The sequence below is a fragment of the Streptomyces sp. NPDC005303 genome, assembly GCF_040607335.1.
Lineage (GTDB): Bacteria > Actinomycetota > Actinomycetes > Streptomycetales > Streptomycetaceae > Streptomyces.
Map to the genome: position 1 here is coordinate 1 of NZ_JBEXGM010000020.1, position 26,393 is coordinate 26,393.

Sequence of the window (26,393 nt, forward strand, 5' to 3'; positions counted from 1 at the left end):
CTCGAAGACCAACTCGAAGAAGCCCAACGCATCAACGCCGAATACCGCCGCGCCGCCAACACCACAACCAGCCCCTCCAGCCCCGCCTGACGCGCTGTGTCACCAGCTGACGGCGTCGTCCATCGACTGCTGCCAGTACGTGACCTTGAGGGAGTCGTCGACGTAGGTGCCCTTCGCGGGCAGCGAGGGGTTGGCGGCCCTGCCGACGGTCCCGTTGCCGGAGCGGCCCTGGAAGTAGACGGTCAGGGTCTTCGCGGTGTAGCCGTTCGCCCCGCTGCCGTCGGTGGCGGCGAGGTTCACGGAGGCGTAGCCGGACTCGCCCGGTGCGAGCGTGACGACCGCCTGCGGCTGCGAGTCCTCGATGACCGGCGGCACGGCCTGGGCCTCGCCGAAGCGGACGACCGGGTAGCCGTACAGGTAGCAGTTCTTGCTTCCGGTGTTGGTCACCGTGAGCAGCATGTGGTTCACGGGACGGGTCAGGGGGGCCGCGACCGTCCTGGTGGTGGAGCCCTCGCAGGTGACCGGCTTGGCGGAGGAGGGCGCCTTCGCCACGGGGGTCCGGTTGGCGGACGCCGGGGTGCCGTCCGTGGGCCCGGTGCCGGAGGAGGAGCCCGTGGCGGCCGCCGAGTGAGTGGTGGCCGAGGGAGCCGGGGAGGACGCGGCCGGGGAAGACGTCACGGCGGACGGGCTCGTGCCGGTCGCGCGGCCCTCGTCCTTGGTGCCCGTCCCGTCACTGCACGCGGTCAGCGAGAGCGCGGCGAGGACGGTGGTCGCGGCGGCGGCGACGAGACGGGTACGGGAGGTGCTGGACATGTCGATGTGCCCCTTCGGAGTTCGGGTGGCGGTGGTGATTGGATGACCGAAGCTTGTGAGGTGATCCGTCCCGACCGCCACGCTCAGCGGGCGGTTGGGGACACTGGAACGCCGAAATGGGCTCTGACCAGGGGGAACGCACATACCCTGGAATGCGTGAATGGGACGCGGGGGGTTGAGGGGAACGGGTGTCAGGGGCAACGGGGACCGAGCGGAACGAGGCGTTCGCGCAGCTGCTGCGGGAGCTCAAGGACCGGTCGGGGCTGAGCTACGGGACGCTCGCCAAGCGTCTGCACATGAGTACGTCGACGCTGCACCGCTACTGCAACGGCACCGCGGTGCCGGTCGAGTACTCCCCGGTGGAACGCCTCGCGCGGGTCTGCCGGGCCACACCGCAGGAGCTGGTGGAGCTGCACCGGCGCTGGATCCTGGCGGACGCGGAACGGGGGCGCAGGCCTGACCAGGCCGCGGCCAGGGGTTCCGCTCTGGAGGCCGGTTCCGATGAGGGCGACGCCGAGGCCGAAGACGGGACGGGGGCCGGGGACGGTGAGCCCGTCGTCATCGACACCGCCGCCGAGGCCGCACCACCCCCGCGCCCGTCCCGGTTCCGTCGTCGCGGTACCGCGCTGATCGCCGCCTTCGCGGTGGTCGCCGCGCTGGGTGCCGTCGCCTACGCGCTGCGTCCGACGGCCCTCCGGGCCGGGGACACCACGGTGCCGGCGTCCACCGGCACCCTGGACGCCGGCACCGCCGCGCGGCCCACCGCCACCCCGTCTCCCGGCGGCAGCGGACACAAGCCGTCCGCCTCGACCACCGCCTCTCCGACCAGGACAGCCGGTGCCGAAGGTGGAGGGTCCGCCACCTCGAAGGGCGGGGGCGGACAGGGCGCGGACAGCGGCGGCGGCGCCACCGACACCGTCCCGCTCACCGTCGGCGTCCGCCCCTACGTCTACGACAGTCCGTGCAGCCAGCACTTCCTCGTCGACAGCGACCCCGCGCAGGTCGGGCCGCCGGCGTCCGAGCAGGACGCGCCGCGCTGGGCCGCCGCGTACGGGGCGGTCTCCTCGGGCGAGCAGCGGATCGCGCTCACCGTCCAGGGCACCGGCGAGGAGACCGTCGTCCTGAACGCCCTGCACGTCCGCTTCCTCACCAAGGACGCGCCGCTCGCCTGGAACGACTACTCGATGGGCGTCGGCTGCGGAGGCGGGGTCGGCACCAAGTCGTTCGACATCGACCTGGACAACGGCAGCCCCACGGTCGCCGTGAAGAACGGCCAGCGCGACTTCCCGTACAAGGTCAGCGAGTCCGACCCGGAGGTCTTCTACATCAACGCCCACAGCACGGCGCACGACGTCCGCTGGGACCTCAGCCTCGACTGGTCCAGCGGCGGCCGCAGCGGCACCGTCCACATCGACGACGACGGCAGGCCGTTCCGCACCAGCGCCGACGTGGGCCGCCCGGGCTACGACTATCCGCTGGGCGGCGGCGAGTGGATCGAGCGGACGGGCGGCTGAGCCGGGCGCCCGCCGCGGTTCACAGCAGTTCGGGCTGCGGTTGCGGCGCTCGCGCCGGCGCGGTCGCCGGTTCCCACCGGGCGACGGTCCGCAGATAGCCGTAGATCACCGAGGCCATCGCCAGCAGGAGAAGCGGTCCGGCCAGCCACGGGTACTCGGCCATCCGTACCGGCAGGAAGCGGTACGAGATCAGGAGCGCGACGAAGACCGCCGCGCCGTAGGCGGTCAGCCGGAGGCCGGACCGGTCCCAGCCGTGGTCGAACGCGCGCACCCCCGCCTCGATGGTGAGGGTGAACACCACACCGGCGACGAGGTCCACGCCGTAGTGGTAGCCGAAGCCCAACGTGGCGCAGAGGGTGGCGATCAGCCAGAAGGTGCCCGCGTACCGCAGGAGGCGGGGGCCCGTGCGGGAGTGGATGAAGATCGCGACGGCCCAGGCGGTGTGCAGGCTGGGCATGCAGTTGCGGGGGGTTACCTCGTCGAACGGTATGGAGTGGGGGGCGGATATCGGCGGCGGTGTCTGCGGCCACAGGTTCGCCACCGCCCAATGCCCGTCGCTGGGTATCTGCGGTGACCACAGGGCGATCGACGCCCAGTGGTCGGTCCCGGTGCCGTAGGCGAAGACCGGTCCGACCACCGGGAAGATCATGTAGATGGCCGGTCCGAGGAGGCCGATCAGCAAGAAGGTGCGCACCAGGTGGTGGCGTGGGAAGCGGCGCTCGGTTCCCACGTTGCGCAGTTGGTACAGCGCGACGACCACCGCGGCCACCGCCAGCTGGCCGTAGATGGTGTCGAGGAAGTTGAAGCCGATCGCGCCGGTGGCGGTGACGATCCGGCCCATGATCCACGAGGGGTTGCCCAGGGCGTGGTCGGCGTTCGCCAGGTACGGGTCGAGGACCAGGTGCCGGCTCTTCGCGGTGATGAGAAGCCAGGTGTCACCGGTCTTGCGGCCTGCCACCAGGAGCAGGCCAAGACCGACACCCTTCAGCAGCAGGACGCGGTCCGGGCCGGTGCGGCGGGTGAGGGCGATGACCGCGCAGCCCACGATCACCCAGAGCGCGCCGTTGCCGAAGGGGTGGCCATGGGTCACCTTGATGTCGAGCGTCCACCGGACCGCCGCGATGGCGAGATCGACGCCGATCGCGGCACCGAGGGCGAGGAACCGTTGCCGCCAGGTGAGCACCACCATCATCAGGGCCAGACCGGCGTACAACAGGGGGCCCGACTTGGGCGGGTACACGAACTCGCGCATCTGAGTGCCGAGCGGCCCCGGCAGGCCGTAGCGATGTGCGGTGAGCTCCATCGCGACGAAGAACCCGAGCGTCACGACGGCCGCCACGGCCCAGAGTCTCGCCCGCGAACGAATCTGCGGTGGCATTTGTATCAATTTCGGCCAATTTCACTAGATGCTCGTCAGAGAACCGCCCGCCCGACTGAGAAAGAGGGAAGGATCGCGGTCCGGGTTCCTGTGTCCCCCCTGAGAAGCCCGGCTCACCGAAGATGCAGGGTATGACATGACGGCGGTAATCGAACACCGTTCGGCGGCGCCGTCCTGCACGAGGATCCGGATCAGGCCCCGGCCGATCGCCAGGCCGTGACGCCACCTGGATGGAGGTGCGTGTGATGGATCACGCCGACGTCCGGGGGGGATGTTTCGGGCGGTTCGGCGGAGTGCGAAAGTCTGGTGTGACGGCGTCACATATGCGTGGGCTCCGACATCAGGATCAGAAGTGCCTCGGCGTCCGGCTCTGCTCGTCCCGGGACCAAGGTGCCAGGGCCCGCCCAGGCCTCTCGGCGACGAAGGCCGACCCATCGGCACGACGGAGCGGACCTCCGACCCTCCCCTGAGACGACGAGACGCGTCGACCGCCCGACGAATAACTGTCGCCGCCACGACAGAATCACGTGCGGGGCGCGGCGAAGTTTTCGGAGCGGCCGCCACCAGAATGCAGGGCGACGTAGAGCCGCCCACCTACCGTGTGTTACCGTGATAAAAGTTGCAGTTTTGGTTTCCGGAGAATTTCTATGAGTTCACCGGCGTCTTTCCGGGTATCCCGGGGGGAGTCCATCGCGGCGACTCGGGGTCCGTACAGTGCGGGTCCCGGCACTGCCCCCTAGGGAGATTCAATATGGCATCTGGCACCGTGAAGTGGTTCAACGCGGAAAAGGGCTTCGGCTTCATCGAGCAGGACGGCGGCGGCGCCGACGTGTTCGCGCACTACTCGAACATCGCCACCTCCGGCTTCCGCGAGCTTCAGGAAGGCCAGAAGGTTACCTTCGACGTCACGCAGGGCCAGAAGGGCCCGCAGGCCGAGAACATCGTTCCCGCCTGACGCTGACGCGTATCTTCACGGCTGGGGCCCGCACTCTTCGGGTGCGGGCCCTGTCCCATTGCCGCGAAAGAATCTGATTGTCCCGAAGAATCTGATTTTCTTCGTTTCTCCCCGGCTCTTTCTTGCGAATTCTCGTGCGGTTTCGCCGCGCCTCGGAGGAATTCCTCGACACGTGCCGCACGCATCGAGGAAGGGTTCCCCTCCCATGGACCGCACCCGCCGAACCGGGAACACCGGGAACAACACGTCCCGCCTCCGCTCCCGGGGCGCGAGCCATCAGCGCTCCCGCCCGGCCGCCGCACCTCGCGGCGAGTTCACCCTCCCCACCACCGTCACCGAGGCCCTGCCCGCGGTGGAGGCGTTCACCGACCTCGACCTGCCCGAGCGCCTGCAGGCCGCGCTCCTGGCCGAGGGTGTGACCACGCCCTTCCCCATCCAGGCGGCGACCCTGCCGAACTCCCTGGCCGGCCGTGACGTCCTCGGCCGTGGCCGCACCGGCTCGGGCAAGACGCTCGCCTTCGGTCTGCCGCTGCTGGCCCGACTGGACGGAAAGCGCGCCGAGCCCCGGCACCCGCTCGCCCTGGTCCTCGTACCGACCCGTGAACTGGCCCAGCAGGTCACCGACGCGCTCACCCCCTACGCGCGGGCGCTGCGCCTGCGCGCGGCCACCGTCGTCGGCGGTATGTCGATCGGCCGGCAGGCGTCCGCGCTGCGGGCCGGCGCCGAGGTCCTGGTGGCGACGCCCGGCCGGCTCAAGGACCTCATCGAGCGCGGCGACTGCAGCCTGAACCAGGTGACGATGACCGTCCTGGACGAGGCCGACCAGATGACCGACATGGGCTTCATGCCCCAGGTCACCGCCCTGCTCGACCAGGTGAGGCCCGACGGCCAGCGGATGCTGTTCTCCGCCACGCTCGACCGCAACATCGACCGGCTGGTGCGCAACTACCTGCACGACCCGGTGGTGCACTCGGTCGACCCGTCCGCGGGCACCGTCACCACCATGGACCACCACCTGCTGCACGTCCGGGACGACGACAAGCACGCCACCGCCACCGAGATCGCCGCCCGCGACGGCCGCGTGATCATGTTCCTGGACACCAAGCACGCGGCGGAGCGCCTGGCCAAGCACCTGCTGTCGGTGGGTGTGCGGGCCTCGGCGCTGCACGGCGGCAAGTCCCAGCCGCAGCGCACCCGCACCCTCGGCCAGTTCAAGGACGGTCAGGTGACCGTCCTGGTGGCCACCAATGTGGCGGCCCGCGGCATCCACGTCGACGACGTCGACCTCGTCGTCAACTTCGACCCGCCCGCCGACCACAAGGACTACCTGCACCGCGGCGGCCGTACCGCACGCGCCGGTGAGTCCGGCACCGTCGTCACGCTGGTCCTGCCGCACCAGCGGCGCTCGGTGGACCGGCTGATGTCCGACGCCGGCGTCACCGCGCGGACCACCCGGGTCCGCCCGGGCGAGGCCGAGCTGAACCGGATCACCGGCGCCCGCACCCCCTCCGGCGTGCCCGTCACCCTCCCCGCCCCCGCGCCCGCCGAGGCCCCGAAGCGTTCCGGGTCCGCGGGACGCAACCGCAGCAGCCGCTCCGCGCGGGGCCGCCGCCGCTCCACCCCCACCAGCCGATAGCCGTACGACCGCTGACGGGCCCGGTGGCCGTGCCGCCGGCGTCCCCGTCGAGAAGGAGACGAACAGGGCCGCACCCTGGCCGTTCTCACCGTCACGTCCCGACCGCTCCCCGTGGAGGCACCATGCGCATCGTCATCGCACGTTTTCCCTTCGACCTGACCATGAGCGAGGTCGAGAGGTCGATGGACGGCGTCCAGCCCGAACCCGCCACCGGCCTGTGTGTGACCGTCGGCCCCCACGTCTACCCGGTCAAGCAGGTCGGTCAGGTGATCACCCGGCAGGACCGCCGCGACTTCACCGCCAGCGAGGTGGGCCGTGCCCTGACCCGGCTGGGCTTCACCTGTCACGAGGTCCAGCCGCCCCGCCAGGAAGCCTTCAACGACCCGGCGGCATCCCTCCCCTGGGCTGCCGACACCCCGCTGGGCTGACATCACCCGGCACCCGGCACGGCGGTCGCAGCACGGCGGTCACGGGACGGCGGCTCCGCACGGCAGAGCCGCCGTGTTCCTCCTGTCATCGCTTGACATCGCTTGACATCTCTTGAGCGGGGAGCTGAGCGGCGGGACGCTGGGAGCATGGACAGCAGGGGCGGCACACCCGGAGGCACCGTGGAGGGACGCGTACCCGAGGACCTGGCCGTCGTCGTCGACGCCGGCGGGACCATCACGGTGTGGAGCACCGGGGCGCGTCAGCTGCTCGGATACGAGGCCGAAGAGGTCGTGAGCCGGCCGGCCGCCGCACTGCTCGCCGCCGACCTGCCCGAGTCCGCGCGCCGCCATATGGCCGAGGGCCGCGGCTGGGCCGCCGAGATCGCGCTGCGGCACCGGAGCGGCGGCCGGGTCGTCGTACGGCTGAAGGCCACACCGCTCACGGACGGCGACGGCGCGCGGCCGTGGCTGATGACCGCCGTCCCGGAGCACATGGCCGGGCCCGTCGGAGCGGACGCGCAGGCCCTGTGGGACCTCACGCTCGCGCAGTTGCCCGTGCCGGTGGCGGTCTACGACACCGAGGCCCGGCTGGTGTCGGCCAACGAGGTCATGACCCAGGTCATGGGCCGCAGCGTGGCCGAGATGCGCGGTCTGAGCCTGTGGGAGATCGAGCCGACCCCGCCCTTCGACGAGTACGACCGCCTCCAGCGGCAGGTGTTGCGCACCGGCGAGCCGCTCTTCCACGAGAACTACGGACAGGCCCCCGGCGAGGTGCGGGGCCATGCCTGGTCGATGTTCCTCTCCCCGCTGAAGGACGAGAGCGGGGCGGTGCGGGGTCTGTCCGCGGCCGTCTTCGACACCACCGAGCAGTACTGGGCCCGCCGCCGCCTCGCCGTCCTCAACGACGCCAGCCTCCGCATCGGCAGCACCCTGGACGTGTCCCGGACCGCCGAGGAACTGGCCGAGGTGGCCGTATCGGGCTTCGCGGACTTCGTCACCGTGGACTTGCTGGAGTCGGTGGCGCTCGGGGAGGAACCGGCACCGGTGCCGCCGGACCAGCCGGTCACGGTACGCCGTACAGCGCAACGGTCGGTCCTGGACGGCTGCCCGGAGGCGGTGATCCCCACCGGCGGGAGGACCTTCTACCCGGTGGGCACGCCCCCGATGCGTGCCCTGATCGCCGGCCGCGGCACCCGCCCGGAGTCCGGGGACCCCGGGATGCGGGAGTGGATCCACTCCTCCCGGGCCCGCGCCGAGACCGTGGCCAAGTACATGATCCACTCGGTGATGATGGTGCCGCTGCGCGCCCGAGGGGTCACCCTGGGCCTGGTGCACTTCCTGCGGCACCGTACGGCCGAGCCGTTCAGCCAGGACGACCAGCTGCTCGCGGAGGAGATCGTCGCGAGGGCCGCGGTGAGCGTGGACAACGCCCGCCGCTACACCCACGAACGCCGTACCGCGCTCACCCTCCAGCGCAGTCTGCTGCCCGAGCGCCCGCCGGACCTCGCGGCCATGGAGGTGGCGTACCGCTATCTCCCTGCGGGCTCCGGCGCGGACGTGGGCGGGGACTGGTTCGACGTGATCCCGCTGTCCGGCGCCCGGGTCGCCCTGGTCGTGGGCGACGTGGTGGGCCACGGCATCCACGCCTCGGCGACGATGGGCCGCCTGCGCACGGCCGTACGGACCCTCGCTGACGTGGACCTCGCCCCCGACGAACTCCTCACCCAGCTCGACGACCTGGTCGTCAGGCTCGACCGGGAGGAGGGGCCGGACACCCGCGACCGGGGTGCGGAGGCCCCGACCCCGAGTGAGGTCGGGGCCACCTGCGTCTACGCCGTCTACGACCCGGTCTCCCGCCGCTGCACGATGGCCCGCGCCGGCCACCCGCCACCCGCCGTGGTCACCCCGGACGGTGAGGTCCGTTTCCTGAAGCTCCCGACCGGCCCGCCCCTCGGCCTCGGCGGCCTGCCGTTCGAGTCCGTCGAGGTGGAACTGGAGGAGGGCAGCCTGCTCGCCCTCTACACCGACGGTCTGGTCGAGGCGGCCGACCGCGACATCGAGGTCGGCCTGAACCTGCTGCGCGGGGCCCTCGCCGACAAGGCGGGGCCGCTGGAGGAGACCTGCGAGGAGGTCCTGCGGACCGTGCTTCCCGCCCGCCCCGCCGACGACATCGTCCTGATGCTGGCCCGCACCTCGGCCCTGGGTGCCGAGAGGGTCCGCACCTGGCACCTCCAGCGCGACCCGGCGGCGGTGGCACGGGCCCGGAAGGCGGCGAGCGAACAGGTGACGTCGTGGGGCCTGGGCGACGCGTCCTTCGCGACGGAGCTCATCGTCAGCGAACTGGTGACGAACGCCGTCCGCTACGGCGACGATCCCGTCGTCCTCCGGCTGATCCGTGACTCGACGCTGATCTGCGAGGTCTCCGACGGCAGCAGTACGGCTCCGCACCTGCGGCGGGCGAGGGTGTTCGACGAGGGCGGGCGGGGGCTGCTGCTGGTCGCGCAGATGGCGGAACGGTGGGGGAGCCGGCAGACGGCCACGGGGAAGACGATCTGGGCGGAGCTGGGGCTACCGGACGAGTGACATCGCGGGTGACTGGGTCTCCCGGGTTGCCCGGTCGCCGCGGGACGATAAACGGAACAGCGAATTCACCCGCCTGTGCGACGATGCGGCCGTGAACGCACCCTCCAGCCCTTCCGCCGGCCCGTCTCTCACCGAGCCGGCCCCCAAGTCCCCTGGTTTCGCGGCGGAGTTCAAGGACGCCGTCACGTTCAGGGCCTTCGGCCTGGTCCTCGGCGGCCTGCTGGTCCAACTGGCTTTCGTCGTCTCCTACGTAGGCGCCTTCCACTCCCCCACCCCCCACCGGATCGCCGTGGCGGTGGTGGCCCCCCAACAGGCCTCCGCGAAGATCGTCGCCCAGCTGAACGCGCTGGACGGCGACCCGGTGAAGGCGACTGCCGCTTCCAGTACGGCCGTTGCCCGCGACTGGGTCATGACGCGCCGCACGGACGCGGCCTTTCTCTTCGACCCGAAGGGCACCGAGGACACCCTGCTGGTCGCCTCGGCGGGCGGCCCGTCGGTCTCCCAGACGGCCACCCAGATCGCCCAGAAGATCGAGGCCTCGGAGAAACGCCGGATCACGGTCAAAGACATCCGCTCCCCCAACTCCGGGGACGGGCGCGGCATGACGTCCTTCTACCTGGTCCTGGGCTGGGTGATCGGCGGCTATCTGACCGCGACGATCATGGGCATGGCGTCCGGCTCCCGGCCGGCCAACCGCCCCCGCACCCTGATCCGCCTTGCGGCCCTCATCCCGTACGCGGTGGTGTCGGGCGTGGCCGGAGCGGTGATCGTGGGCCCGGTGTTCGACGCCCTCGGCGGCCACTTCTGGGCCCTGAGCGCGATCGGCACCCTGACCGTCCTGGCCTCGGCGACCACGGCACTGGCCCTGCAGACCCTGCTGGGCCTGCTCGGCACGGGCCTGGTCATCCTGTTGTTCGTGGTCCTCGGCAACCCGAGCTCGGGCGGCGTCTACCCGGCCCCCCTCCTCCCCGCCTTCTGGAGCGCGATCGGCCAGGCCCTGCCGCCGGGTGCGGGGACGACGCTGGTCCGCAACACGGTGTACTTCTCGGGGCATGCGACGGGGTCGGCGTTGTGGGTGCTGGGGGCGTACGCGGTGGGCGGGGCGGTGCTGGCCTGGGGAGCGTCCTGGTGGCGCGAAGGCCGAGGAGCTACTGCGGGGACGGAGGCCTCGGCGGCCGTCCGATGAGCGGTACGGCCGAGCCGTAGCCCCGGCTTCACATCGCGGTCGGCGCCCGACTACGTCGCCACGGCCGGCACCGGCCCCCGTGCCCTCCCCACGTGTGCCCTTCGGAGGAACGGCTTTTCGACGGCGTAGTACGACAGGAGGGCCATCAGCAGCGTCAGCGTCACCGTCGCCGCCAGTCGGCCCTCCTCCACGCCGAGGGAGGCGAGGAGGCGTACGACCGGGTAGTGCCAGAGATAGATGCCGTAGCTGAGGTTGCGGCCCACCCAGGTGAGCGGGGTCAGGGCCAGCAGGCGGGACAGACGATCGTCGGGGCGCAGTTCCAGGGCCGTGACCAGGGTGGCGGACAGGGCCGCCACGGCAAGGAAGCCGATCGTGTACCAGGCGGCCGTCCAGGCACCGAGATCCCCGGTGACCGGGAACCGCCAGGCGACCAGGCCCAGCAGGGAGAGGGCCGGCCAGGCGAGGCGGGCGGACCAGGTGCGCAGGAGGGCGAGGCGGGGGTCGTCGGACCGCAGGCGTGCCAGGGCTACGGCCACCAGGGCGCCGGCGAGGAGCTGGTCGGCGCGGGTGTCGGTGCCGTTGTAGATGCGGTGGGCCGCTTCCGGGTTCCACAGGACGCAGCGCCAGAGCAGGGGGAGCACGCACAGGGCCGCCGTGCACAGCAGGACCGTGCGGGCCCGCAGGCGTCGCAGCAGGAGGAGCAGGACCAGCGGCCACAGCAGGTAGAACTGCTCCTCCACGCCCAGGGACCAGGTGTGCGCGAGCGGGGCGGTGAGCTCGGAGTAGGGGCCGGGCTCCAAGGCCCGTACGACGTTGGTGAGGAAGGCGGCCGTGAAGCCCGCGGCCTGGAGGGAACCCCGGAAGCCCCACAGGTCGGTCGTGGACGCGAGCAGCACGCAGAACGCGCACACGGCCAGCATCGCGGGGACCAGTCGCAGCCAGCGGCGGCGGTAGAAGGACATGAGGGAGATGCCGCCGCGGCGGACGTACTCGGCGATCAGCAGACGGGTGATGACGAAGCCGCTGATGGTGAAGAAGACGTCCACGGCGACCGCGCCACCCGGCAGCACGTCGGGCTGCACATGGTGGACGACGACCAGCGCGACCGCGAGGGTGCGCAGTCCGTCCAGGCCGCTCACCCGGCCGGTGCGGGAGACCGCTGACGGAAAACCCCGGCTCGCACGGGGTGCGACCGGGGCTGGGGGTCTGCGGACGCCGACCGTCGGGTCCGCCGCCTCCCGTCCTTCCCGTTCCGTTTCCGCCGCGGCTGTCGAGTCCGGTGCCTTCGCCATGAAAGAGATCTCTGCTCACCTGCCCGCTGAATCGAGTAATCCCGGTGCGCCTAACCGGAATCCACGCTCGCATGCCTGCCTGGGCGCGGGCTGTGCCGCATCACACGGGGAGGGCGGGGTTTGGGTGAGCTGGTCGCCGCCTCGCCGGTCTGTGCCGAAAGCGGGCGCGGGCCGGGCCGAAAGCGGGCGCGGCTGAGTCTGGGCGCGACGAAATCTGGGCGCGACGAAGTCAGCGCCGGCGGAGATCCGCTCCCGCCTGCCGGACACGTAGGTCACCTGGGCGGGTCGTGTTGTCCGGGCCCCTGGCCTGCGCGCACGGCGCGAGCCAGGGGGGCGGCCCGATCCGGAAGCAGGTCCATTCGATGGCCCGCGCTCCGAACGGCAACGACCACGGAAAGGAGCTCATCGGGCAGCGCTGTCCGACCTCACCGCGCGGTGAGGCGGGCTAGGCCGCTTCCGGCCTCGGGAAGGTCTCGTCCTCGTCGTCCCCGAAATCCGGGGCCTTGAAGGGGTTCGTGGTGGGGGGCGGCAGGGCCGCGGGGGTGCGCTGGGGCTGCCCTTCGGGGGCGGAGAACAGCGAGGTCAGATCGATGAGAGGGGGTCCTTTCTCCTACAGCTTGGTCATCTTCGAGTACGGACTCAGGATCCGCATCTGCGACGAGCCGAAATCAACGAGGACCGCGATTCCGTCCTCGACGCCGATCACCCGGCCGAGTCCGTACATGTCGTGTGTGACCTGGTCGCCCACGGCGAAGTGCTTGGGAGCGGGTGCGACCGGTGCCTTGAAGGGGCTGGTGGGCAAGTGACGCTTCGGTGCAGCAGGCTTTGTCATCTTCCTCAGTATGCGCCTATGGCCGCCCCGCCCGCGCCGTCTGTCCCGGACCGATACGAACACGCAACGGGCCGCGGGCCGTGAAAGGCGTCGCGAAGGGCGTCGCGAAGGGCGTCGCGAAGATCGCCGGGAAGATCGCCGGGAAGGGCCCGACAGGGGTGGGCCACCGATCCGGCGGCCGTACTGAGCCGGCCGGCGCCCTCACCCCCGTGCGCTGCCCATCTCCGCCATGAAGCCCGTGGGGTTGCTGTCGAAGCCCCTGATCAGCTCCGCGAGGTGCCACGCCCCCGACGGGTCCCGGGTGAACTCCGCAATCGTCGCGGCCGTGGCGTCCGCGACGCCCGCGAAGTCGTCCGCCAGCAGCTGCCGGTAGCCCTCCACGACGAGCACCCCGGCGTGGGAGAGATCGCCGAAGGTGCGGGGACCGCCGTTCTGGTGGATGGCGACGCCGACCACCACCCGGCCGTAGGCGGACGACAGGCGCTCGAACTCCAGCTCCATCACCTCGACGAACCCGAGGCCGAGGCCGGTCTCGCTGTGCCGGGTCATGTTGATGGTGCCGTCCGGCGAGCGGCTCTCGGTGTGCACGACGTACTCCGGCCGTCCGTACGGGTCGCCCGCCGCGTAGGTCGCGGCGACGATGTCGAGGTGCCGGGCCGGTTCCCCGTAGGGGCTGGGGTCCCACTTGAGCCGCACCTGCACCTTGCCAAGACCCGCACCATCGGCATGCATCAAGCCGCTCCCCGTCGGAGTTCCCCCGGGACTCTCCCGCTTGCTGAAGTATGTGCTCCGATCAGCGTCTTGATACCTCGCTGACGGTTGTCTCCTGGTCAGGTCTCGCCCAGGAGACCGTCAGCCGGCCGCTGCCCCCGACCTGCGCCAGATGTCCGCCGTCTCCTCGGCGGCGCCCGGCGCGACTAGGAGCAACGGCTGGTTGTGGGAGGGCAGTTCGGGCAGGGCGACCGCTCCGGCCTCCCGCGCGATCAGCAGTGCCGGGAGCCCGTCGACCGCGTGGAAGCCGCCGATCGCCGCCGCGGTCGCCCGGCCCGCCGCGACCTGGGCGAGGGAGAGCGCCGTCGAACCCATCACGCGTACCGTGCAGTGCCGGTCGGCGAGTTCGGTGAGCAGGGCGTCCATGCCGGGCCAATGGGCGTGCGCGGCCCACTCGGTCAGGAAGAGGTGACCGGTGAGGGTGGTATGGGCGGCCGCGTGCACCCGGGTGCCGTTCAGATACGCCCCGCGGCCCCGGACCGCGGTGAACGTCTCGCCGCGCCACGGGTCCGCCACCACGCCGAGCAGCGGGGTGCCGTCGGCGGCGGCCAGGCCCAGCGAGTAGGAGCACCAGCCCAGTGAGTGGGCGTAGTTGGTGGTGCCGTCGACCGGGTCGACCACCCAGTGCGGGGCTTCGGCGGCGCCCCGCGTCGTGCCGTACTCCTCACCGACGATCCCGTGGTCGGGGAAGGCCCGCCCGAGCACCTCGCGGGTGTGTGTCTCCACCGCCTCGTCGGTGGCGGTCACGATGTCCGCGGGCCCGTCCTTCTCCCGCACCTCGGCACCCGGGTCGCGCGGGCGCCGGATCGTCTCCGACGCCCAGGCCGCGAGTTCCGTCGCGACCTCCAGTGCCCGGTCGAGATCCACGTCAGCCATGCCGGCCACCCTACGGGCCCGGGGCCCGGCGGCCGGCGACCTCCCGGTGAACCCCGGATGGACCCTGTCCCACGGCCGGGACCCAGCCGCTCACGCCGTCTCCTCCCCGCTCACCGAAGGCTGCAACGGCAGTGCCGTGCTCACCTCGAAGCCGCCCTCCGGGCGGGGTCCCGCCCTCAGTTCGCCGCCGATGGAGTGGGCGCGTTCGCGCATGCCCATCACGCCGAAGCCCTTCGCGGGCTCGGGGGCGGCCGCGGTGGGCGGGCCCTCGTCGGTGACCGTGATGAGGAGGCGGGAGCCGTCGTAGACGAAGCGGACGTGCGCGGTCTGGGTGGCCGCGTGCTTGGTGACGTTGGTGAGCGCCTCCTGCACGATCCGGAACGCGGTCAGGTCCACGCCCGGGGAGAGGGGCTGCCGCTCACCCTCCGTGGTGACGGTGACGGTGATCCCCGCGGAGGCGCACGAGGAGACCAGTTCGGGCAGCCGGGCCAGCCCGGGGGCCGGTTCCAGCGGGGCTCCCTCGTCGTCGGTCTGCCGCAACAGGCCCAGGGTGGCCTTCAGCTCGCGCAGTGCGGAGGAGGTCGTACCCGTGAGGTCGTGCAGGATCTGCTTGGTCTGCTGCGGGTTGGCGAGCGCGAGGTGTTCGGCGGTGCCGGCCTGGGCGTTGGCGAGGGCCAGGTGGTGGGCGACGACGTCGTGCAGCTCCCGGGCGATCCGCATCCGTTCCTCGGTGACCCGGAGCCGGGCCTCCTCCTCCCGGGTGCGCTCGGCGTGGTCGGCGCGGGCCTGGGTGGCCGCGAGGTAGGCGCGCCGCAGCCGGGTCATGGTGCCGGCGGCGAGGGGAAGGAGGAGCCAGAAGACCGGGCCGATGGTCCGCAGGAGCAGCGACACGTGGTCCATGGAGTCGGAGACGGCCGCCGCGATCGTCAGCACCACCATGGTCGGCAGGCCGTAGGCGCGGATGGTCTCGCGCTCGGTGAGGGTGGCCAGCCAGTACAGCGAGGCCATGACGGGACCGAGCAGCAGGGGGGTGAGGAGGTAGCCCTGCGCGATCACGACCGTGGCGCAGAGCGCGTTGACCACGACGGTGAAGCGCGGGTGGGTGCGGTGCACGAGCAGGGCGAGACAGGACACGCCCATGAGGACCACGGCCAGCCGGTCGTCGTCCGGCGGCGCGGCACCGGGCAGCGTGAGCGAGGCGCCGAGGGCCGCGGAACCCATCAGTACGAAGACCAGTGCGAGGTCGACGAGGAAGGGATGGCGTTCCGAGAACTCCTCCAGGCGGTCCGTGTAGCGCCGCTCCAGGCTGGTGGTCATCATGCTGCTCCGATGGGTGGGCCTGGGCCCCATGGTGGTCGAACGGGGCCGCCCGTGCCGTACGACACGGGCGGCCCCTGGTGGGGGGTGGGTCAGACGCGGGCGGCCTCCTGGTCGGCGGGGGCGGGCTCGGGGGTGTCGGCGGCCCTGGTGAGCGCCTCGCCCTCGACGTCCACCCGGGGCAGGGCCCGGTCCAGCCACTTCGGCAGCCACCAGGCCTTGTCGCCGAGCAGGGCGAGGACGGCCGGCACGATCGCCATCCTGACCACGAAGGCGTCGAGCAGGACGGCGGCGGCCAGGCCGAACCCGATCATCTTGATCATGGAGTCGCTCTCGCCGATGAACCCGGCGAAGACCGCGATCATGATGAGAGCGGCGGCCACGACCACCCGGGCGCTGTGCCGGAAGCCGGAGGTGACGGCCTGGTGGGCGCTCTCGCCGTGGACGTACGCCTCGCGCATCCGGGAGACCAGGAAGACCTCGTAGTCCATGGCGAGGCCGAAGACGATGCCCACCAGGAAGATCGGCATCAGGCTCATGATCGGGCCGGTGGTCTCCACGCCCAGCAGTCCGGCGCCGTGCCCCTCCTGGAAGACCACGACGACCGCGCCGAGGGAGGCCAGGACGGAGAGCAGGAAGCCGAGGGCCGCCTTCAGCGGGACGAGCAGGGACCGGAAGACCACCAGCAGCAGCACGATCGCGAGGCCCACCACGACGATCAGGTACGGCACCAGCGCGGACTGCACCTTCTCCGAGATGTCGATGTTCAGGGCGGTGGTACCGGTGACCTCGAAGGTGGCACCGGTCTCGGACTCGACGCCGGGGCGCTCACCGCGGATGGTGGTGACCAGGTCCTTGGTCTTCTCGTCGGTCGGCGCGGTGGACGGCACGATCGAGAAGACGGCGGTGTCACCGGCCTCGTTGAAGCGCGCCGGGGAGACGGAGACGACGCCTTCGGTCGCGCCTATCTCCTTCGCGATCGTCGAGGCCGCCCCCTTGGCGTCGTCGTCGCCCTTCGCGTCCACGACGACGGTCAGCGGGCCGTTGAAGCCGGGCCCGAAGCCCTGGGCGAGCGCGTCGTAGGCCCGGCGTTCGGTGGTGGAGGTGGGCTTGGCCTCGTCGCCCGGCATGCCCAGCTGGAGGGAGGTCATCGGCAGCGCGAGGGCGCCGAGACCGACCACGCCGAGCAGCAGCACGGGCAGCGGGCGACGCAGCACGAACCGGGCCCAGCGGGTGCCGCCGTTGTCCTTGGTCTCCGCTTCGACTCGGCCGCTCTTGCGGGCCTTGCGCCTGAGGACCGCGTTCGGCCAGAAGCCGAGGAACGCCGGGACCAGGGTCAGCGCGATCAGCACGCCGACGACGACGGCTCCGGCCGCGGCGAGGCCCATCTTGGTGAGCATCGGGATGCCGACCACCGAGAGCCCGGCGAGGGCGATGACGACGGTCAGGCCCGCGAAGACGACCGCCGAGCCGGCCGTACCGACGGCGAGGGAGGTCGCCTCCTGGGGTGCCCGGCCCTTGGCGCGTTCCTCGCGGTAGCGGGAGACGACGAACAGGGCGTAGTCGATGCCGACCGCGAGGCCCAGCATCATCGCCAGGGTTCCGGTCGTGGTGGACAGGCCGAGGGCGTCGGACAGGGCGAGGATCGTGGCCATGCTGACGCCGACGCCGATGATCGCGGTCAGCAGCGGGAGTCCGGCGGCGGCCAGGGAGCCGAAGGTGATGAGGAGGACGACCGCGGCGATCGCGACACCGATCAACTCGGCCGCGCCGCCCGCGCCGCCGCCGTCGTCCATGGCGGTGCCGCCGGCGTCGACGGTCAGCCCGGTGTCCCGGGCCTGGTCGAGGGCCTGGTCCAGTTGATGCTTGCTGGCGTCGGTGAGGTCGTTGGAGGCGACCTTGTAGGTGACGGTGGCGTACGCCGTCGTACCGTCCTTGCTCACCGCCTTCGCCTGGAACGGGTTCACGGCGGTGGCGACCTGTGAGCCGTCGGCCAGGTCGGCGACGGTGTCCTCGACGGCCTTCCTGTTCTCGGCCTCGGTGACCTTCTCACCCTTCGGCGCGACGAAGACGACCCGGGCGGTCGCGCCGTCGGCCGTGGCCCCGGGGAAGCGCTCCTCCATCAGGTCGAACGCCTTCTGGGACTCGATGCCCGGCATCGAGAACCCCTCGTCGGCCGCGCCGGGCGCCTTCAGGGCTCCCAGCCCGACGGCGGCCAGGACGGCCGCCCAGACCAGGGCGACGTACCAGCGTCGCCGGAAGGCCAGGCGGCCCACGCGGTAAAGGAAAGTAGCCACGGCGGGGGTCTCCACATCTGATGCCGAACGGTCCCTCCAGGCTGTCGGGACGAGGGCCGCGAAGTCGTCGTGCGCCTGCCGACAATCCCCCGTACGCAGAACGCAGTACGCGCCCCTTTGCGGGTAGGCCCCCGGGATGACGGCGTGGCGGTGGGAACCGGTACGCAGGTTTTTCTGTGTTCTCTCTGTGAGAGGACCATTTCTTTGAGGCTTGACCAGCCCAAGGGGGAACAAGAGCAGTGAAGTTGAGACGACTCAGACTCGCCGGAGCCGCCGTGAGCGCGCTCGCCGTGGCCTGGACCGCGTCCCCGGTCTCCGCGGCCGCGCAGGACACCCTGACCGTGCCGTCCCCGACCGTGCCGACCCTGACCTGGTCGGACTGTCAGGGCGGCTTCGAGTGCGCGAACGCCCAAGTGCCCCTGGACTACCGGGATCCGCAGGGCAGGACCATCACCCTGGCCGTCATACGCAAACCGGCGGCCGACCCCTCCCACCGCAAGGGCACGCTGTTCCTGCAGCCCGGCGGCCCCGGCAACTCCGGCGTGGACTTCGTCCGCAACAACCACGCGGACCTGCCGGCCGAACTGCGGGACGACTTCGACGTGTTCGGCTACGACGTGCGGGGCGTCGGCCGCAGCTCACAGGTCGTGTGCTGGGACGACCCGACCTACACCGGCGCCGTGACCGCCGCCAAGGGCGTCCCCGGCCCCGACGCCTACGAGCCCGCGGTCCAGCAGGCCGCCGACTTCGACCAGGCCTGCCAGAACAACGCGGGCGACCTGCTGCCGTACGTCGGCACCCAGTACGTGGCCCGGGACATCGACCTGCTGCGTCAGGCGCTCGGCGAGGAGCAACTGACCTACTACGGCCGCTCGTTCGGCTCCTACATCGGTACGGTCTACGCCGCGATGTTCCCGAAGCGGGTCCGCGCGCTCGCGCTGGACGGGGCCTACGACCCGGAGCACTACACCAACAAGCCCTACGCCTACGACCGGCCGCAGTACCTCGCCCTGGACGGGGCGATGAATCGTTTCCTGGACTGGTGCAAGGCCGACCAGGCGACCTGCGGCTTCGGCGACGGCGACCCGCGAGGGGCGTTCGAGAAGCTGAAGGCCGACCTGGACGCCAACCCGGTGCCGACGGCCAACGGGGGCCGGGCGAACGGCTACACGCTGGTCTACCGGCTGATGTTCAACATCAACGAGGGCAAGGTCATCTGGCCCTCCTTCGGCGAGGCCCTGCGCAAGGCACAGCTGCGCGACAACACCTCGTTCCTGCTGCGACCGCCGTCCCCGGCCAGCTTCGACTTCCTCAACCCGAACGTCGTCGTCGAGTGCGTCGACAAGAAGTACCCGAGCGACCCGGCCCTGCTGAAGCGCCAGGTCACCACCAACGCCAGGCTGGCCCCGCTGCTGGGCCCGGCCATGGCCTACGGCCCGCCCACCTACGACCACCAGCACGCCACGGCCTGCGTGCAGTGGAAGGGCGAGCACACCAGCCGCTACGGCGGCAACTTCCACGCGAAGGGCTCCGCGCCGATCCTCGTCATCGGCAACACCGGTGACCCGGACACCCCGTACCAGGACGCGGTGGCTCTCTCCCGTGAGCTCGACAACGGCCGGCTGCTCACCTTCAAGGCGGAGGGGCACACCGCCTTCAACCGCAGTGTGTGCGCGACGGACGCGATCACGGACTACTTGGTGGACCTGAAGGTCCCCGCCCGCGGCGCAAGTTGCGCGGACGAGACCCAGCCGCCGTCGTCCACCCCGACGGTGGCCCCGCCCGGCACGACGCTCTCGGAACTCCGCAACGGCGTGAGTGAGCGGGTCGACCACATCGGCTCGCTGCGGTAGCGGTGAAGCCAGGAGGGCCCAGGTCTCCGGTCGAGACCTGGGCCCTCACGCGTCACGACGAGCGCGCTCAGTACAGCGCGATCCTCGGCTGCACGGTGCCCTGGGCGTCGGGGTCGACGACCGTGATCCGGTAGACCTGGGTGAGGGTCTGGCCCGCGTGCAGGGTGCGCTGGGCGGTCGTCAGATCGGTGAAGAGCGTGCCGGTCTGGCTCGCGGTCTGCACCGGCCGCCAGCAGCCGTGCGCGGTGCGCTGCTCGACCACGACGTCCGCCGGTGTGAGGAAGGGACCCGCGTCCGGCGACTCCACCAGGAGCTGCGGGGCTACGGTCAGGTCCGCCGAAGTGTCGTTGCGGTAGGTCACGGTGACCTGGTGCGACCGGCCGTCGGCCACGAGCGCGGCGGCGGGCAGGTCCACGAAGTCGACGGGTACCGAGGCCTGTTGGGCCCGGACGGCCGTGGTCGTGGTCGTGGGTGCGGCGGCTGCCGGACCGGCCGCCGCCAGACCGGCGAGGGTCATGGCCGCGGCGACGAAAGCCACCTTGAGACGAGTGCTGTTCATCAACACGTTCGCTGTTCCTTGTCGTGCGTGGGGGATGTCGTTCAAGGGGACCGCGGCAAAGGGAAAATCGTTGGTCGATTCTCGTGGATATTTCGTGGATACCCCCCGGTAGCTCACCCGGAGCATCCATTACGGCCATAGCGGACTGATAACTTCCGCGTCACCGGCCTGGGGGAGCTTCGAAGCCGGTACCCCCCACCCCTTTCTCCGAATGACCGGACGGAATTCCTTGCGTACTTTCCGTGAAAGCAGCGGCGGAAGACACCGCTGGCGCGTACCGAAAAGCCGGCGCGGCCGTATAGCGGCGGCCGGCGCGATGTCCGTGCTCTCGCTGGCCCTCATCGCCCCGCTGGCCTCGGCGGCCCTGACCGACCCCGCCGACCCGACGTCCGCCCCGAAGGCGGACCACATCACCGACACCTCCCGACTCCCCTCCGGCTGGCAGAAGTCCGGCGACCGGATCGTCACCTACGACGGTGACGGCACCGGACTGCACGTCCTGGTCGCCGACGCGGCCGACGCCTACAAGTGGCACACCGCGGCCACCCTGTCCGAGCCCGGCATCGACACCGACCAGTGGATCGGCCAGACCTGTGTGACCGGGTCCGGCGACCGTGCCGTCGTGGTCTACGCGCCCCGGCAGGCCGTCAACGACCAACAGGGCTTCCAGCAGGGCGCGTTCGCGGCCGTGGTCGACCTGGCGGACGGCACCGTGACCAAGCTGCCCGCGCTGGTCTCCCTCGCCTACTTCAACCCGGGCTGCGGCGACGGCGAACAGGCCGTCCTGACCCGGCCGCAGGGTGACGGCACGCAACTGCTCACCGTCGACGCCGCGAAGGGAGAGCTGGTCCGGCAGCAGACCGTCGCCGGTCAGCTCACCTCCGCCGTGCCCTTCGGGAACGAGATCGCGGCCGCCCTGGGCGACTCCGTGGTCTCGGTGGACGCCAAGGGCGCGACCAGCACCCTGGCCAGGACGGGTGGCACCCCCTTCCGGCTGGTGCCGGACGCGCACAGCGGGCTCGCCTACCAGGTACCGGCCGGGAAGAAGGTCCAGGTCCGCCGGGTCACCTCGGCGGGCTCCGACCGGCTTCTCGGCTCCGGCGCGCTCGGCGCCCTCGCGGTGCACGGCAACGGCGGCCGGGTCTTCGTTACCGGCACGGACGCCGAGGACGCCGTCACGACCCTGCCGAAGAGCTGGCGGACACTGGACGTGCCGGCCTCCGCCGAGGTCTCCACCACCGGCGGCCTCGCCCTGACCTCCGTCGGCAACGGCACCGAGGCGGCCGGCGGCAGGAAGGCCGCGGCGGACATCGCCCCGTCCGTCGGGATCGGCGCCGTGCTCCCCGGCAGCGACAGCACCGTCGACTTCACGGTGAAGCCGAAGATCTCCCGGAAGTCGCAGGGCGCCGAGCAGTCCCCCGCGCTGTCCGACGGCGTGCACACGGACAGCGTCACACCGGGCGACGACGACCCGTCGACCTCCACCACCGACCCCGACCGCGCCTGCGCCGTCACCCGCAACGACCCGAAGCTCCAGTCGCTCCAGCCCTCGAACGCGCAGGCCGAGTGGGCGACGGACCTCGCCGTGCAGGGCAAGCTCGACGTGCGGCGGCGCAGCGGCTGGAACGGCAGCGAACTCCCGTCGTACACCCCGCAGGGCCTGTTCCCGTCCACCGCGCTCAAGGGCGGCGGCCGGGTGCCCGCGCAGATCATGCTCGGGGTGCTCTCCCAGGAGTCCAACCTGCTCCAGGCGAGCTCCCGTGCGGCCGCCGGCGAGAGCGGCAACTTCATCCAGGGCGGCTACTACGGCAACGCCGGCAGCGTCCACACCGTCAACTGGGCGGCGGCGGACTGCGGTTACGGCATCGCGCAGGTGACCAGCGGCATGGCGAAGGCCGACACCGCCTACACCGCCGAGCAGCAGCAGGCGATCACCGTGGACTACGCGGCCAACATCGCAGCGGGGCTGCAGATCCTCCAGGACAAGTGGAACCAGCTGTACGACAAGGGGCTGCTCGTCAACGGCGGCGACCCGCGGTACCTGGAGAACTGGTGGCTCGCGCTGTGGGCCTACAACAGCGGCTTCAACCTGCCCAGTTCGACGGACGCCACCGCCCCCTGGGGCCTGGGCTGGTTCAACAACCCGGCCAACGGCCTCTACCCGGCCGACCGCAAGATGTTCCTCTCCTCCGGCTACGACGACGCCCGCAACCCCAACCTGTGGACGTACCCGGAGCGGGTGCTCGGCTGGGCGGCCTACTCCCAGCAGAAGACCGATCCGGCGACCGGGGCGACCGTCAGGGCGTTCACCGTCGGCGACTGGCCCGCGGGCGCGCCGGCCGCCGAGCCCGCGCACGACACGTTCTGCAAGCCCACGGTCAACGACTGCGACATCACCAAGCCGCACAAGGTCGAGGGCTCGACCCAGCCCGAGGGCCCCTGCCAGCGGGACGACTTCAAGTGCTGGTGGAACCAGCCGGTGACCTGGACCGACTGCACGGCCACCTGCGGCACCGAGGTGCTGAAGTACCAGGCCGGTGACCCCGAGCCGAAGGTCGCGGCCCCCCACCCGGCCGCCTGCGCGTCCACCCTCCCGGCGAACGCCCTGATCGTGGACGACGTGCCGAACACGGTGAAGTTCCGGGTCGGGGCCGCCAACCCCTGCGCGGGCGAACGGAACTGGAGCAGCCGGGGCAGCCTGACGTTCACCTTCGGGTCGGCCCAGCAGAACGGGGCGACCGTCTACCCCTCGAAGATCGACTTCCATCAGCTGGGCGCCGGTCTCGGCGGGCACTTCTGGCTCACCCACACCCGGGCGCCGAGCTACACCGACTCGGTCGTCACCGGCACATGGACGCCGGACCGGAAGCTGACCGGGTCGGCGGAGGTGATGGTGCACCTGCCCGACCACGAGGCCAACACCCCGTCGGCCGCGTACCGCATCGACCTCGGTGACGGCACGGTCGTGGAGAAGACGATCTCGCAGGACACGGGCGGGAAGAACGCCTGGGTGTCGCTGGGCTCGTACGAGTTCAAGGGCACCCCGAGCGTCTCGCTGAGCTCGGCCACGGCCGACGGCACCGGCGACGCCTCGATCGCCTGGGACGCGCTGGCCTTCGTCCCCCTGCAACAAAAACCGACGGACGCGTCGAAGTAACGAAAAGCCCGCGTCCGCCGACCCGCTCGGCGGACGCGGCACACCCCCTCAGGGGCGCGAGGAACTGCGCGACAACCCACAACGAGCCCGCGCCCGGGCCTCAGGGGCGCGGGGAACTGCGCGACAAGCCACGACGCACCCGCACCCGACGACAAACCCGCACCCCATCCCCCCAGGGGCGCGGGGAACTGCGCGACAAGCCACAACGGACCCGCACCCGGCAACAAGAGCGGCACCCCCGCGGCGCGTCCCCCAGGGGACTCACCCCAGAACCGCCCCCGCCCGAGCCGCCTCGACGAACGCGGTGATCAGGGCGGGGTTCTTCACACCCCGGCTCGCCTCCACGCCACTCGACACGTCCACACCCCAGGGCCGCGTGACCTCCACCGCCTCCCGCACGTTCTCCGGCGTGAGCCCCCCGGCGAGCAGCCACTTCTCCCCCGCGGCCGCGACCTGCTTCCGCGACCAGTCCCAGGCGATGCCGGAGCCCGGCACCGGGGCGTCGAGGAGCAGCATGTCCTCGCCGAACTCACCGCAGCGCGGCACGGAATCGCCGAAAGCGGCCGCGCGGATCAACGTCCAGCCGCCGCCGGAGAGTTCGTCGTAGTAGCCGCGGTCCTCGGGGCCGTGCAGCTGGACCGCACCGATGCCCGACTCGGCGGCAACCGAGCGGACGTAGTCGAGAGGCTCGCGGCGGAACACCCCCACGGTGAGGACGCTCTCGGGGACCCTCGCGGCCAGCCGTGCGGCCAGGGCGGGCTCGATGCGGCGCGGGCTGTCGGAGAAGACGAACCCGATGGCGTCGGCACCGGCCTCGACCGCCGTGTCGACGTCCTGCTCGGTCCTCAGGCCGCAGATCTTCACGAAGAGCGTCATGCCGCCCACCGTATCCAATTCGCATGCATGAACAACGATCACATACACAACCGTTGACGCGCCCATGGCAAGCGCTTACCTTCCGAACAATACGTGCCCCCGTCGCCGCACACCATGGAGACGAACGATGCACCTGAGACCAGTCATCGCATCCGTCGGCCTCATCGCCGGCACGCTCGTCGCACTGTCCGGCACCACCGCCCAGGCCGCCAGCACCCGCTACGAGGCCGAGGCATCCCCCGCCATCTGCACCGGAGCCGTCGAGACCGAGTACGCCGGCTATTCCGGCAGCGGATTCTGCAACGGCACCAACGCCACCGGCGCCTACGCCCAGTTCACCGTGTCCGCACCCGCATCGGGCACGGCGACCCTGAGCGTCCGCTTCGCCAACGGCACCACCACCGCCCGCCCCGCGGACATCATCGTGAACGGCTCGACGGTCTCGTCGGCGTCCTTCGAGTCCACCGGCACCTGGACCGGCTGGACCACCAAGACGCTCACCGTCCCGGTGAACGCGGGCAGCAACACGATCCGGCTGAACCCGACCAGCGCGAACGGTCTGCCCAACGTCGACTACCTGGACGCCGAGACGTCCGGCACGACGACCCCGCCACCGTCCAGCAGCGCCCTGTACGTGGCGCCGAGCGGCACCGACAGCGCGGCCGGCACCGTGACCGCGCCCACCACGCTCACCTCGGCGATCAGCCGGATCTCCGCCGGCGGCACGATCTACCTGCGCGGAGGGACGTACGCCTACTCCTCGACGGTGACCATCCCGGCCGGGAACAACGGCACCTCGGCCGCCCGCACCACCATCTCCGCCTACCCGGGCGAGACCCCGGTGCTCAACTTCTCGGCACAGAGCGAGAGTTCGACCAACCGCGGGATCCAGCTCAACGCCAACTACTGGAAGATCTACGGCCTGGTCGTCGAGCGGGCCGGTGACAACGGCATCTACATCGGCGGCAGCAACAACGTCGTCGAGCGCACGGTGACCCGCTTCAACCGGGACACCGGGCTCCAGCTGGGCCGGATCGCCTCCTCCACCCCGGCGAGCCAGTGGCCGGCCAACAACCTGATCCTGAGCGCGGAGTCCCACGACAACGCCGACTCCGACGGCGAGGACGCCGACGGCTTCGCCGCGAAGCTCACCACCGGCACCGGGAACGTGTTCCGGTACACCGTCTCGCACAACAACATCGACGACGGCTGGGACCTCTACACCAAGACCGACACCGGCGCGATCGGCCCGGTGACCATCGAGTACTCGCTGTCCTACAACAACGGCACCCTCAGCGACGGCTCACAGGCCGGCAACGGGGACCGCAACGGCTTCAAGCTCGGCGGCGACGACATCGCGGTCAACCACGTGGTGCAGCACTCCATCGCCTACCACAACGGCCATCACGGGTTCACGTACAACAGCAACCCCGGCTCGATGACCATCACCAGCAACGTCTCCGTCGGCAACACCGAGCGCAACTTCAACTTCGAGACCGGCACCTCGGTCTTCCGCGGCAACACCTCCTGCGACAGCGGAGGCAACGACCGGTACGCCGGTGACGCCGACAGCTCCAACCAGTTCTGGTCCGGCACCAACGGCTCCCGCTGCGCCACCTACGCGGGCGCCCTGGGCTGGTCCTACGCCTCCAACGGCAGCCTGGTCGTGACCTTCGGCGGCAAGCAGGTCACGCTGTAGGACACGGGGACCCCGGGCCGCAGGCCCGGGGTCCGCTCAGGTCACTGCTTGGGCGCGGCCTGCTGCACGACCTCGAAGCTCCACAGCGTCGACCCGGAGGCGGCGGGCCTGGGGCGCTCCCCCTCGCCGCCGCCCCCGTGCGAGGCCTGAGCCATCCCGGACATCCACGTCTGGAACGACTCCTCGTCCCGCCAGCGCGTGTACACCAGGTAGGTGTCGGTGCCCTCGACGGGCCGCAGCAGCTCGAACCACTCGAAGCCGTCCGAGTTCTCCACGGTCCCCGCCCGGGAGGCGAACCGCTTCTCCAGCGTCTCGCGCTGCTCCTCGGGGACCGTGAGTACGTTGATCTTGACGATGCTCATGTCGGCCAT

At 71.2% G+C, this 26,393-nt stretch carries 20 protein-coding genes and 1 pseudogene; 10 read left to right on the plus strand and 11 right to left on the minus strand.

Going from position 1 to position 26,393, the window contains the following annotated elements; all coding sequences use genetic code 11:
- A pseudogene (locus tag ABZT93_RS25410) lies at positions 1 to 90 on the plus strand (MerR family DNA-binding transcriptional regulator); the annotation flags it as partial.
- 9 nt (positions 91 to 99) lie between these two features.
- Here the strand turns inward: ABZT93_RS25410 and ABZT93_RS25415 are convergent.
- Positions 100 to 813 carry a DUF4232 domain-containing protein gene (locus tag ABZT93_RS25415; protein ID WP_356108530.1) on the minus strand — a complete coding sequence of 238 codons (714 nt, stop codon included), beginning with the start codon at positions 811 to 813 and terminating at the stop codon, positions 100 to 102.
- Between the two features lie 188 nt (positions 814 to 1,001).
- On the opposite strand from ABZT93_RS25415, the gene ABZT93_RS25420 reads away from it, so the two are divergent.
- Positions 1,002 to 2,327, plus strand: coding sequence for a helix-turn-helix transcriptional regulator (locus tag ABZT93_RS25420; RefSeq protein ID WP_356108533.1), 1,326 nt, complete (start codon positions 1,002 to 1,004; stop codon positions 2,325 to 2,327).
- Between the two features lie 19 nt (positions 2,328 to 2,346).
- Here ABZT93_RS25420 and ABZT93_RS25425 read toward each other — a convergent pair whose 3' ends face one another.
- A complete protein-coding gene (locus ABZT93_RS25425) occupies positions 2,347 to 3,666 on the minus strand; it encodes a phosphatase PAP2 family protein (protein WP_356108535.1) in 1,320 nt (439 codons plus the stop codon).
- Between the two features lie 790 nt (positions 3,667 to 4,456).
- On the opposite strand from ABZT93_RS25425, the gene ABZT93_RS25430 reads away from it, so the two are divergent.
- From ABZT93_RS25430 to ABZT93_RS25450, 5 genes are all read left to right on the plus strand, one after another.
- A complete protein-coding gene (locus ABZT93_RS25430; RefSeq protein ID WP_007383480.1) occupies positions 4,457 to 4,660 on the plus strand; it encodes a cold-shock protein in 204 nt (67 codons plus the stop codon).
- A 205-nt stretch (positions 4,661 to 4,865) separates the two neighbouring features.
- Positions 4,866 to 6,296: a DEAD/DEAH box helicase gene (locus ABZT93_RS25435; protein ID WP_356108538.1), complete on the plus strand. Its 1,431-nt coding sequence runs from the start codon at positions 4,866 to 4,868 to the stop codon at positions 6,294 to 6,296.
- Positions 6,297 to 6,418: 122 nt separating this feature from the next.
- The gene (locus tag ABZT93_RS25440) at positions 6,419 to 6,724 is read left to right on the plus strand and encodes an SCO5918 family protein (protein ID WP_356108541.1); all 306 of its coding nucleotides are present in this window, start codon (positions 6,419 to 6,421) and stop codon (positions 6,722 to 6,724) included.
- Between the two features lie 147 nt (positions 6,725 to 6,871).
- Positions 6,872 to 9,307 (plus strand): SpoIIE family protein phosphatase, encoded by a 2,436-nt coding sequence (locus ABZT93_RS25445; RefSeq protein WP_356108544.1) that lies wholly within the window; start codon positions 6,872 to 6,874, stop codon positions 9,305 to 9,307.
- Positions 9,308 to 9,398: 91 nt separating this feature from the next.
- The gene (locus tag ABZT93_RS25450; RefSeq protein ID WP_356108547.1) at positions 9,399 to 10,493 is read left to right on the plus strand and encodes a DUF3533 domain-containing protein; all 1,095 of its coding nucleotides are present in this window, start codon (positions 9,399 to 9,401) and stop codon (positions 10,491 to 10,493) included.
- A 50-nt stretch (positions 10,494 to 10,543) separates the two neighbouring features.
- Here the strand turns inward: ABZT93_RS25450 and ABZT93_RS25455 are convergent, their stop codons facing one another.
- The 6 genes from ABZT93_RS25455 to ABZT93_RS25480 form a co-directional block, all read right to left on the minus strand.
- The gene (locus ABZT93_RS25455) at positions 10,544 to 11,785 is read right to left on the minus strand and encodes an acyltransferase (protein WP_356108549.1); all 1,242 of its coding nucleotides are present in this window, start codon (positions 11,783 to 11,785) and stop codon (positions 10,544 to 10,546) included.
- A gap of 610 nt (positions 11,786 to 12,395) precedes the next feature.
- Positions 12,396 to 12,617 carry a hypothetical protein gene (locus ABZT93_RS25460; protein WP_037706913.1) on the minus strand — a complete coding sequence of 74 codons (222 nt, stop codon included), beginning with the start codon at positions 12,615 to 12,617 and terminating at the stop codon, positions 12,396 to 12,398.
- A 201-nt stretch (positions 12,618 to 12,818) separates the two neighbouring features.
- Positions 12,819 to 13,349 carry a TerD family protein gene (locus tag ABZT93_RS25465; RefSeq protein ID WP_356108552.1) on the minus strand — a complete coding sequence of 177 codons (531 nt, stop codon included), beginning with the start codon at positions 13,347 to 13,349 and terminating at the stop codon, positions 12,819 to 12,821.
- A 120-nt stretch (positions 13,350 to 13,469) separates the two neighbouring features.
- A complete protein-coding gene (locus ABZT93_RS25470; RefSeq protein WP_356108555.1) occupies positions 13,470 to 14,264 on the minus strand; it encodes an inositol monophosphatase family protein in 795 nt (264 codons plus the stop codon).
- A 90-nt stretch (positions 14,265 to 14,354) separates the two neighbouring features.
- Entirely contained in the window at positions 14,355 to 15,581 is a 1,227-nt protein-coding gene (locus ABZT93_RS25475) for a sensor histidine kinase (protein WP_356108871.1), read from the minus strand.
- A 92-nt stretch (positions 15,582 to 15,673) separates the two neighbouring features.
- Positions 15,674 to 17,878: an MMPL family transporter gene (locus ABZT93_RS25480; protein WP_356108557.1), complete on the minus strand. Its 2,205-nt coding sequence runs from the start codon at positions 17,876 to 17,878 to the stop codon at positions 15,674 to 15,676.
- 239 nt (positions 17,879 to 18,117) lie between these two features.
- Between ABZT93_RS25480 and ABZT93_RS25485 the strand changes: the two genes are divergently transcribed.
- Positions 18,118 to 19,731, plus strand: coding sequence for an alpha/beta hydrolase (locus tag ABZT93_RS25485; RefSeq protein ID WP_356108560.1), 1,614 nt, complete (start codon positions 18,118 to 18,120; stop codon positions 19,729 to 19,731).
- Positions 19,732 to 19,798: 67 nt separating this feature from the next.
- On the opposite strand, the gene ABZT93_RS25490 is transcribed toward ABZT93_RS25485, so the two are convergent.
- Complete coding sequence (locus ABZT93_RS25490) at positions 19,799 to 20,290, minus strand: signal peptide protein (protein WP_356108563.1); 492 nt, start codon at positions 20,288 to 20,290, stop codon at positions 19,799 to 19,801.
- Positions 20,291 to 20,606: 316 nt separating this feature from the next.
- Between ABZT93_RS25490 and ABZT93_RS25495 the strand changes: the two genes are divergently transcribed.
- On the plus strand, positions 20,607 to 23,447 hold the full coding sequence (locus ABZT93_RS25495; RefSeq protein WP_356108566.1) for a transglycosylase SLT domain-containing protein: 2,841 nt from the start codon (positions 20,607 to 20,609) through the stop codon (positions 23,445 to 23,447).
- 261 nt (positions 23,448 to 23,708) lie between these two features.
- Here the strand turns inward: ABZT93_RS25495 and ABZT93_RS25500 are convergent, their stop codons facing one another.
- Positions 23,709 to 24,323: a phosphoribosylanthranilate isomerase gene (locus ABZT93_RS25500; protein WP_356108569.1), complete on the minus strand. Its 615-nt coding sequence runs from the start codon at positions 24,321 to 24,323 to the stop codon at positions 23,709 to 23,711.
- A 127-nt stretch (positions 24,324 to 24,450) separates the two neighbouring features.
- Here ABZT93_RS25500 and ABZT93_RS25505 point away from each other — a divergent pair, with 127 nt between their 5' ends.
- On the plus strand, positions 24,451 to 26,022 hold the full coding sequence (locus tag ABZT93_RS25505; RefSeq protein WP_356108572.1) for a carbohydrate-binding protein: 1,572 nt from the start codon (positions 24,451 to 24,453) through the stop codon (positions 26,020 to 26,022).
- A 41-nt stretch (positions 26,023 to 26,063) separates the two neighbouring features.
- Here the strand turns inward: ABZT93_RS25505 and ABZT93_RS25510 are convergent, their stop codons facing one another.
- Complete coding sequence (locus ABZT93_RS25510) at positions 26,064 to 26,384, minus strand: antibiotic biosynthesis monooxygenase (protein ID WP_037707293.1); 321 nt, start codon at positions 26,382 to 26,384, stop codon at positions 26,064 to 26,066.
- Positions 26,385 to 26,393 lie beyond the last annotated feature (9 nt).

Excerpts from the sequence above, each read along its gene's own strand:
- ABZT93_RS25415 (WP_356108530.1), bottom strand. The coding sequence starts at position 813 with ATGTCCAGCACCTCCCGTACCCGTCTCGTCGCCGCCGCCGCGACCACC.
- ABZT93_RS25430 (WP_007383480.1), top strand. The coding sequence starts at position 4,457 with ATGGCATCTGGCACCGTGAAGTGGTTCAACGCGGAAAAGGGCTTCGGC.
- ABZT93_RS25435 (WP_356108538.1), top strand. The coding sequence starts at position 4,866 with ATGGACCGCACCCGCCGAACCGGGAACACCGGGAACAACACGTCCCGC.
- ABZT93_RS25440 (WP_356108541.1), top strand. The coding sequence starts at position 6,419 with ATGCGCATCGTCATCGCACGTTTTCCCTTCGACCTGACCATGAGCGAG.
- ABZT93_RS25445 (WP_356108544.1), top strand. The coding sequence starts at position 6,872 with ATGGACAGCAGGGGCGGCACACCCGGAGGCACCGTGGAGGGACGCGTA.
- ABZT93_RS25455 (WP_356108549.1), bottom strand. The coding sequence starts at position 11,785 with ATGGCGAAGGCACCGGACTCGACAGCCGCGGCGGAAACGGAACGGGAA.
- ABZT93_RS25460 (WP_037706913.1), bottom strand. The coding sequence starts at position 12,617 with ATGACAAAGCCTGCTGCACCGAAGCGTCACTTGCCCACCAGCCCCTTC.
- ABZT93_RS25465 (WP_356108552.1), bottom strand. The coding sequence starts at position 13,349 with ATGCATGCCGATGGTGCGGGTCTTGGCAAGGTGCAGGTGCGGCTCAAG.
- ABZT93_RS25470 (WP_356108555.1), bottom strand. The coding sequence starts at position 14,264 with ATGGCTGACGTGGATCTCGACCGGGCACTGGAGGTCGCGACGGAACTC.
- ABZT93_RS25475 (WP_356108871.1), bottom strand. The coding sequence starts at position 15,581 with ATGACCACCAGCCTGGAGCGGCGCTACACGGACCGCCTGGAGGAGTTC.
- ABZT93_RS25490 (WP_356108563.1), bottom strand. The coding sequence starts at position 20,290 with ATGAACAGCACTCGTCTCAAGGTGGCTTTCGTCGCCGCGGCCATGACC.
- ABZT93_RS25495 (WP_356108566.1), top strand. The coding sequence starts at position 20,607 with ATGTCCGTGCTCTCGCTGGCCCTCATCGCCCCGCTGGCCTCGGCGGCC.
- ABZT93_RS25500 (WP_356108569.1), bottom strand. The coding sequence starts at position 24,323 with ATGACGCTCTTCGTGAAGATCTGCGGCCTGAGGACCGAGCAGGACGTC.
- ABZT93_RS25505 (WP_356108572.1), top strand. The coding sequence starts at position 24,451 with ATGCACCTGAGACCAGTCATCGCATCCGTCGGCCTCATCGCCGGCACG.
- ABZT93_RS25510 (WP_037707293.1), bottom strand. The coding sequence starts at position 26,384 with ATGAGCATCGTCAAGATCAACGTACTCACGGTCCCCGAGGAGCAGCGC.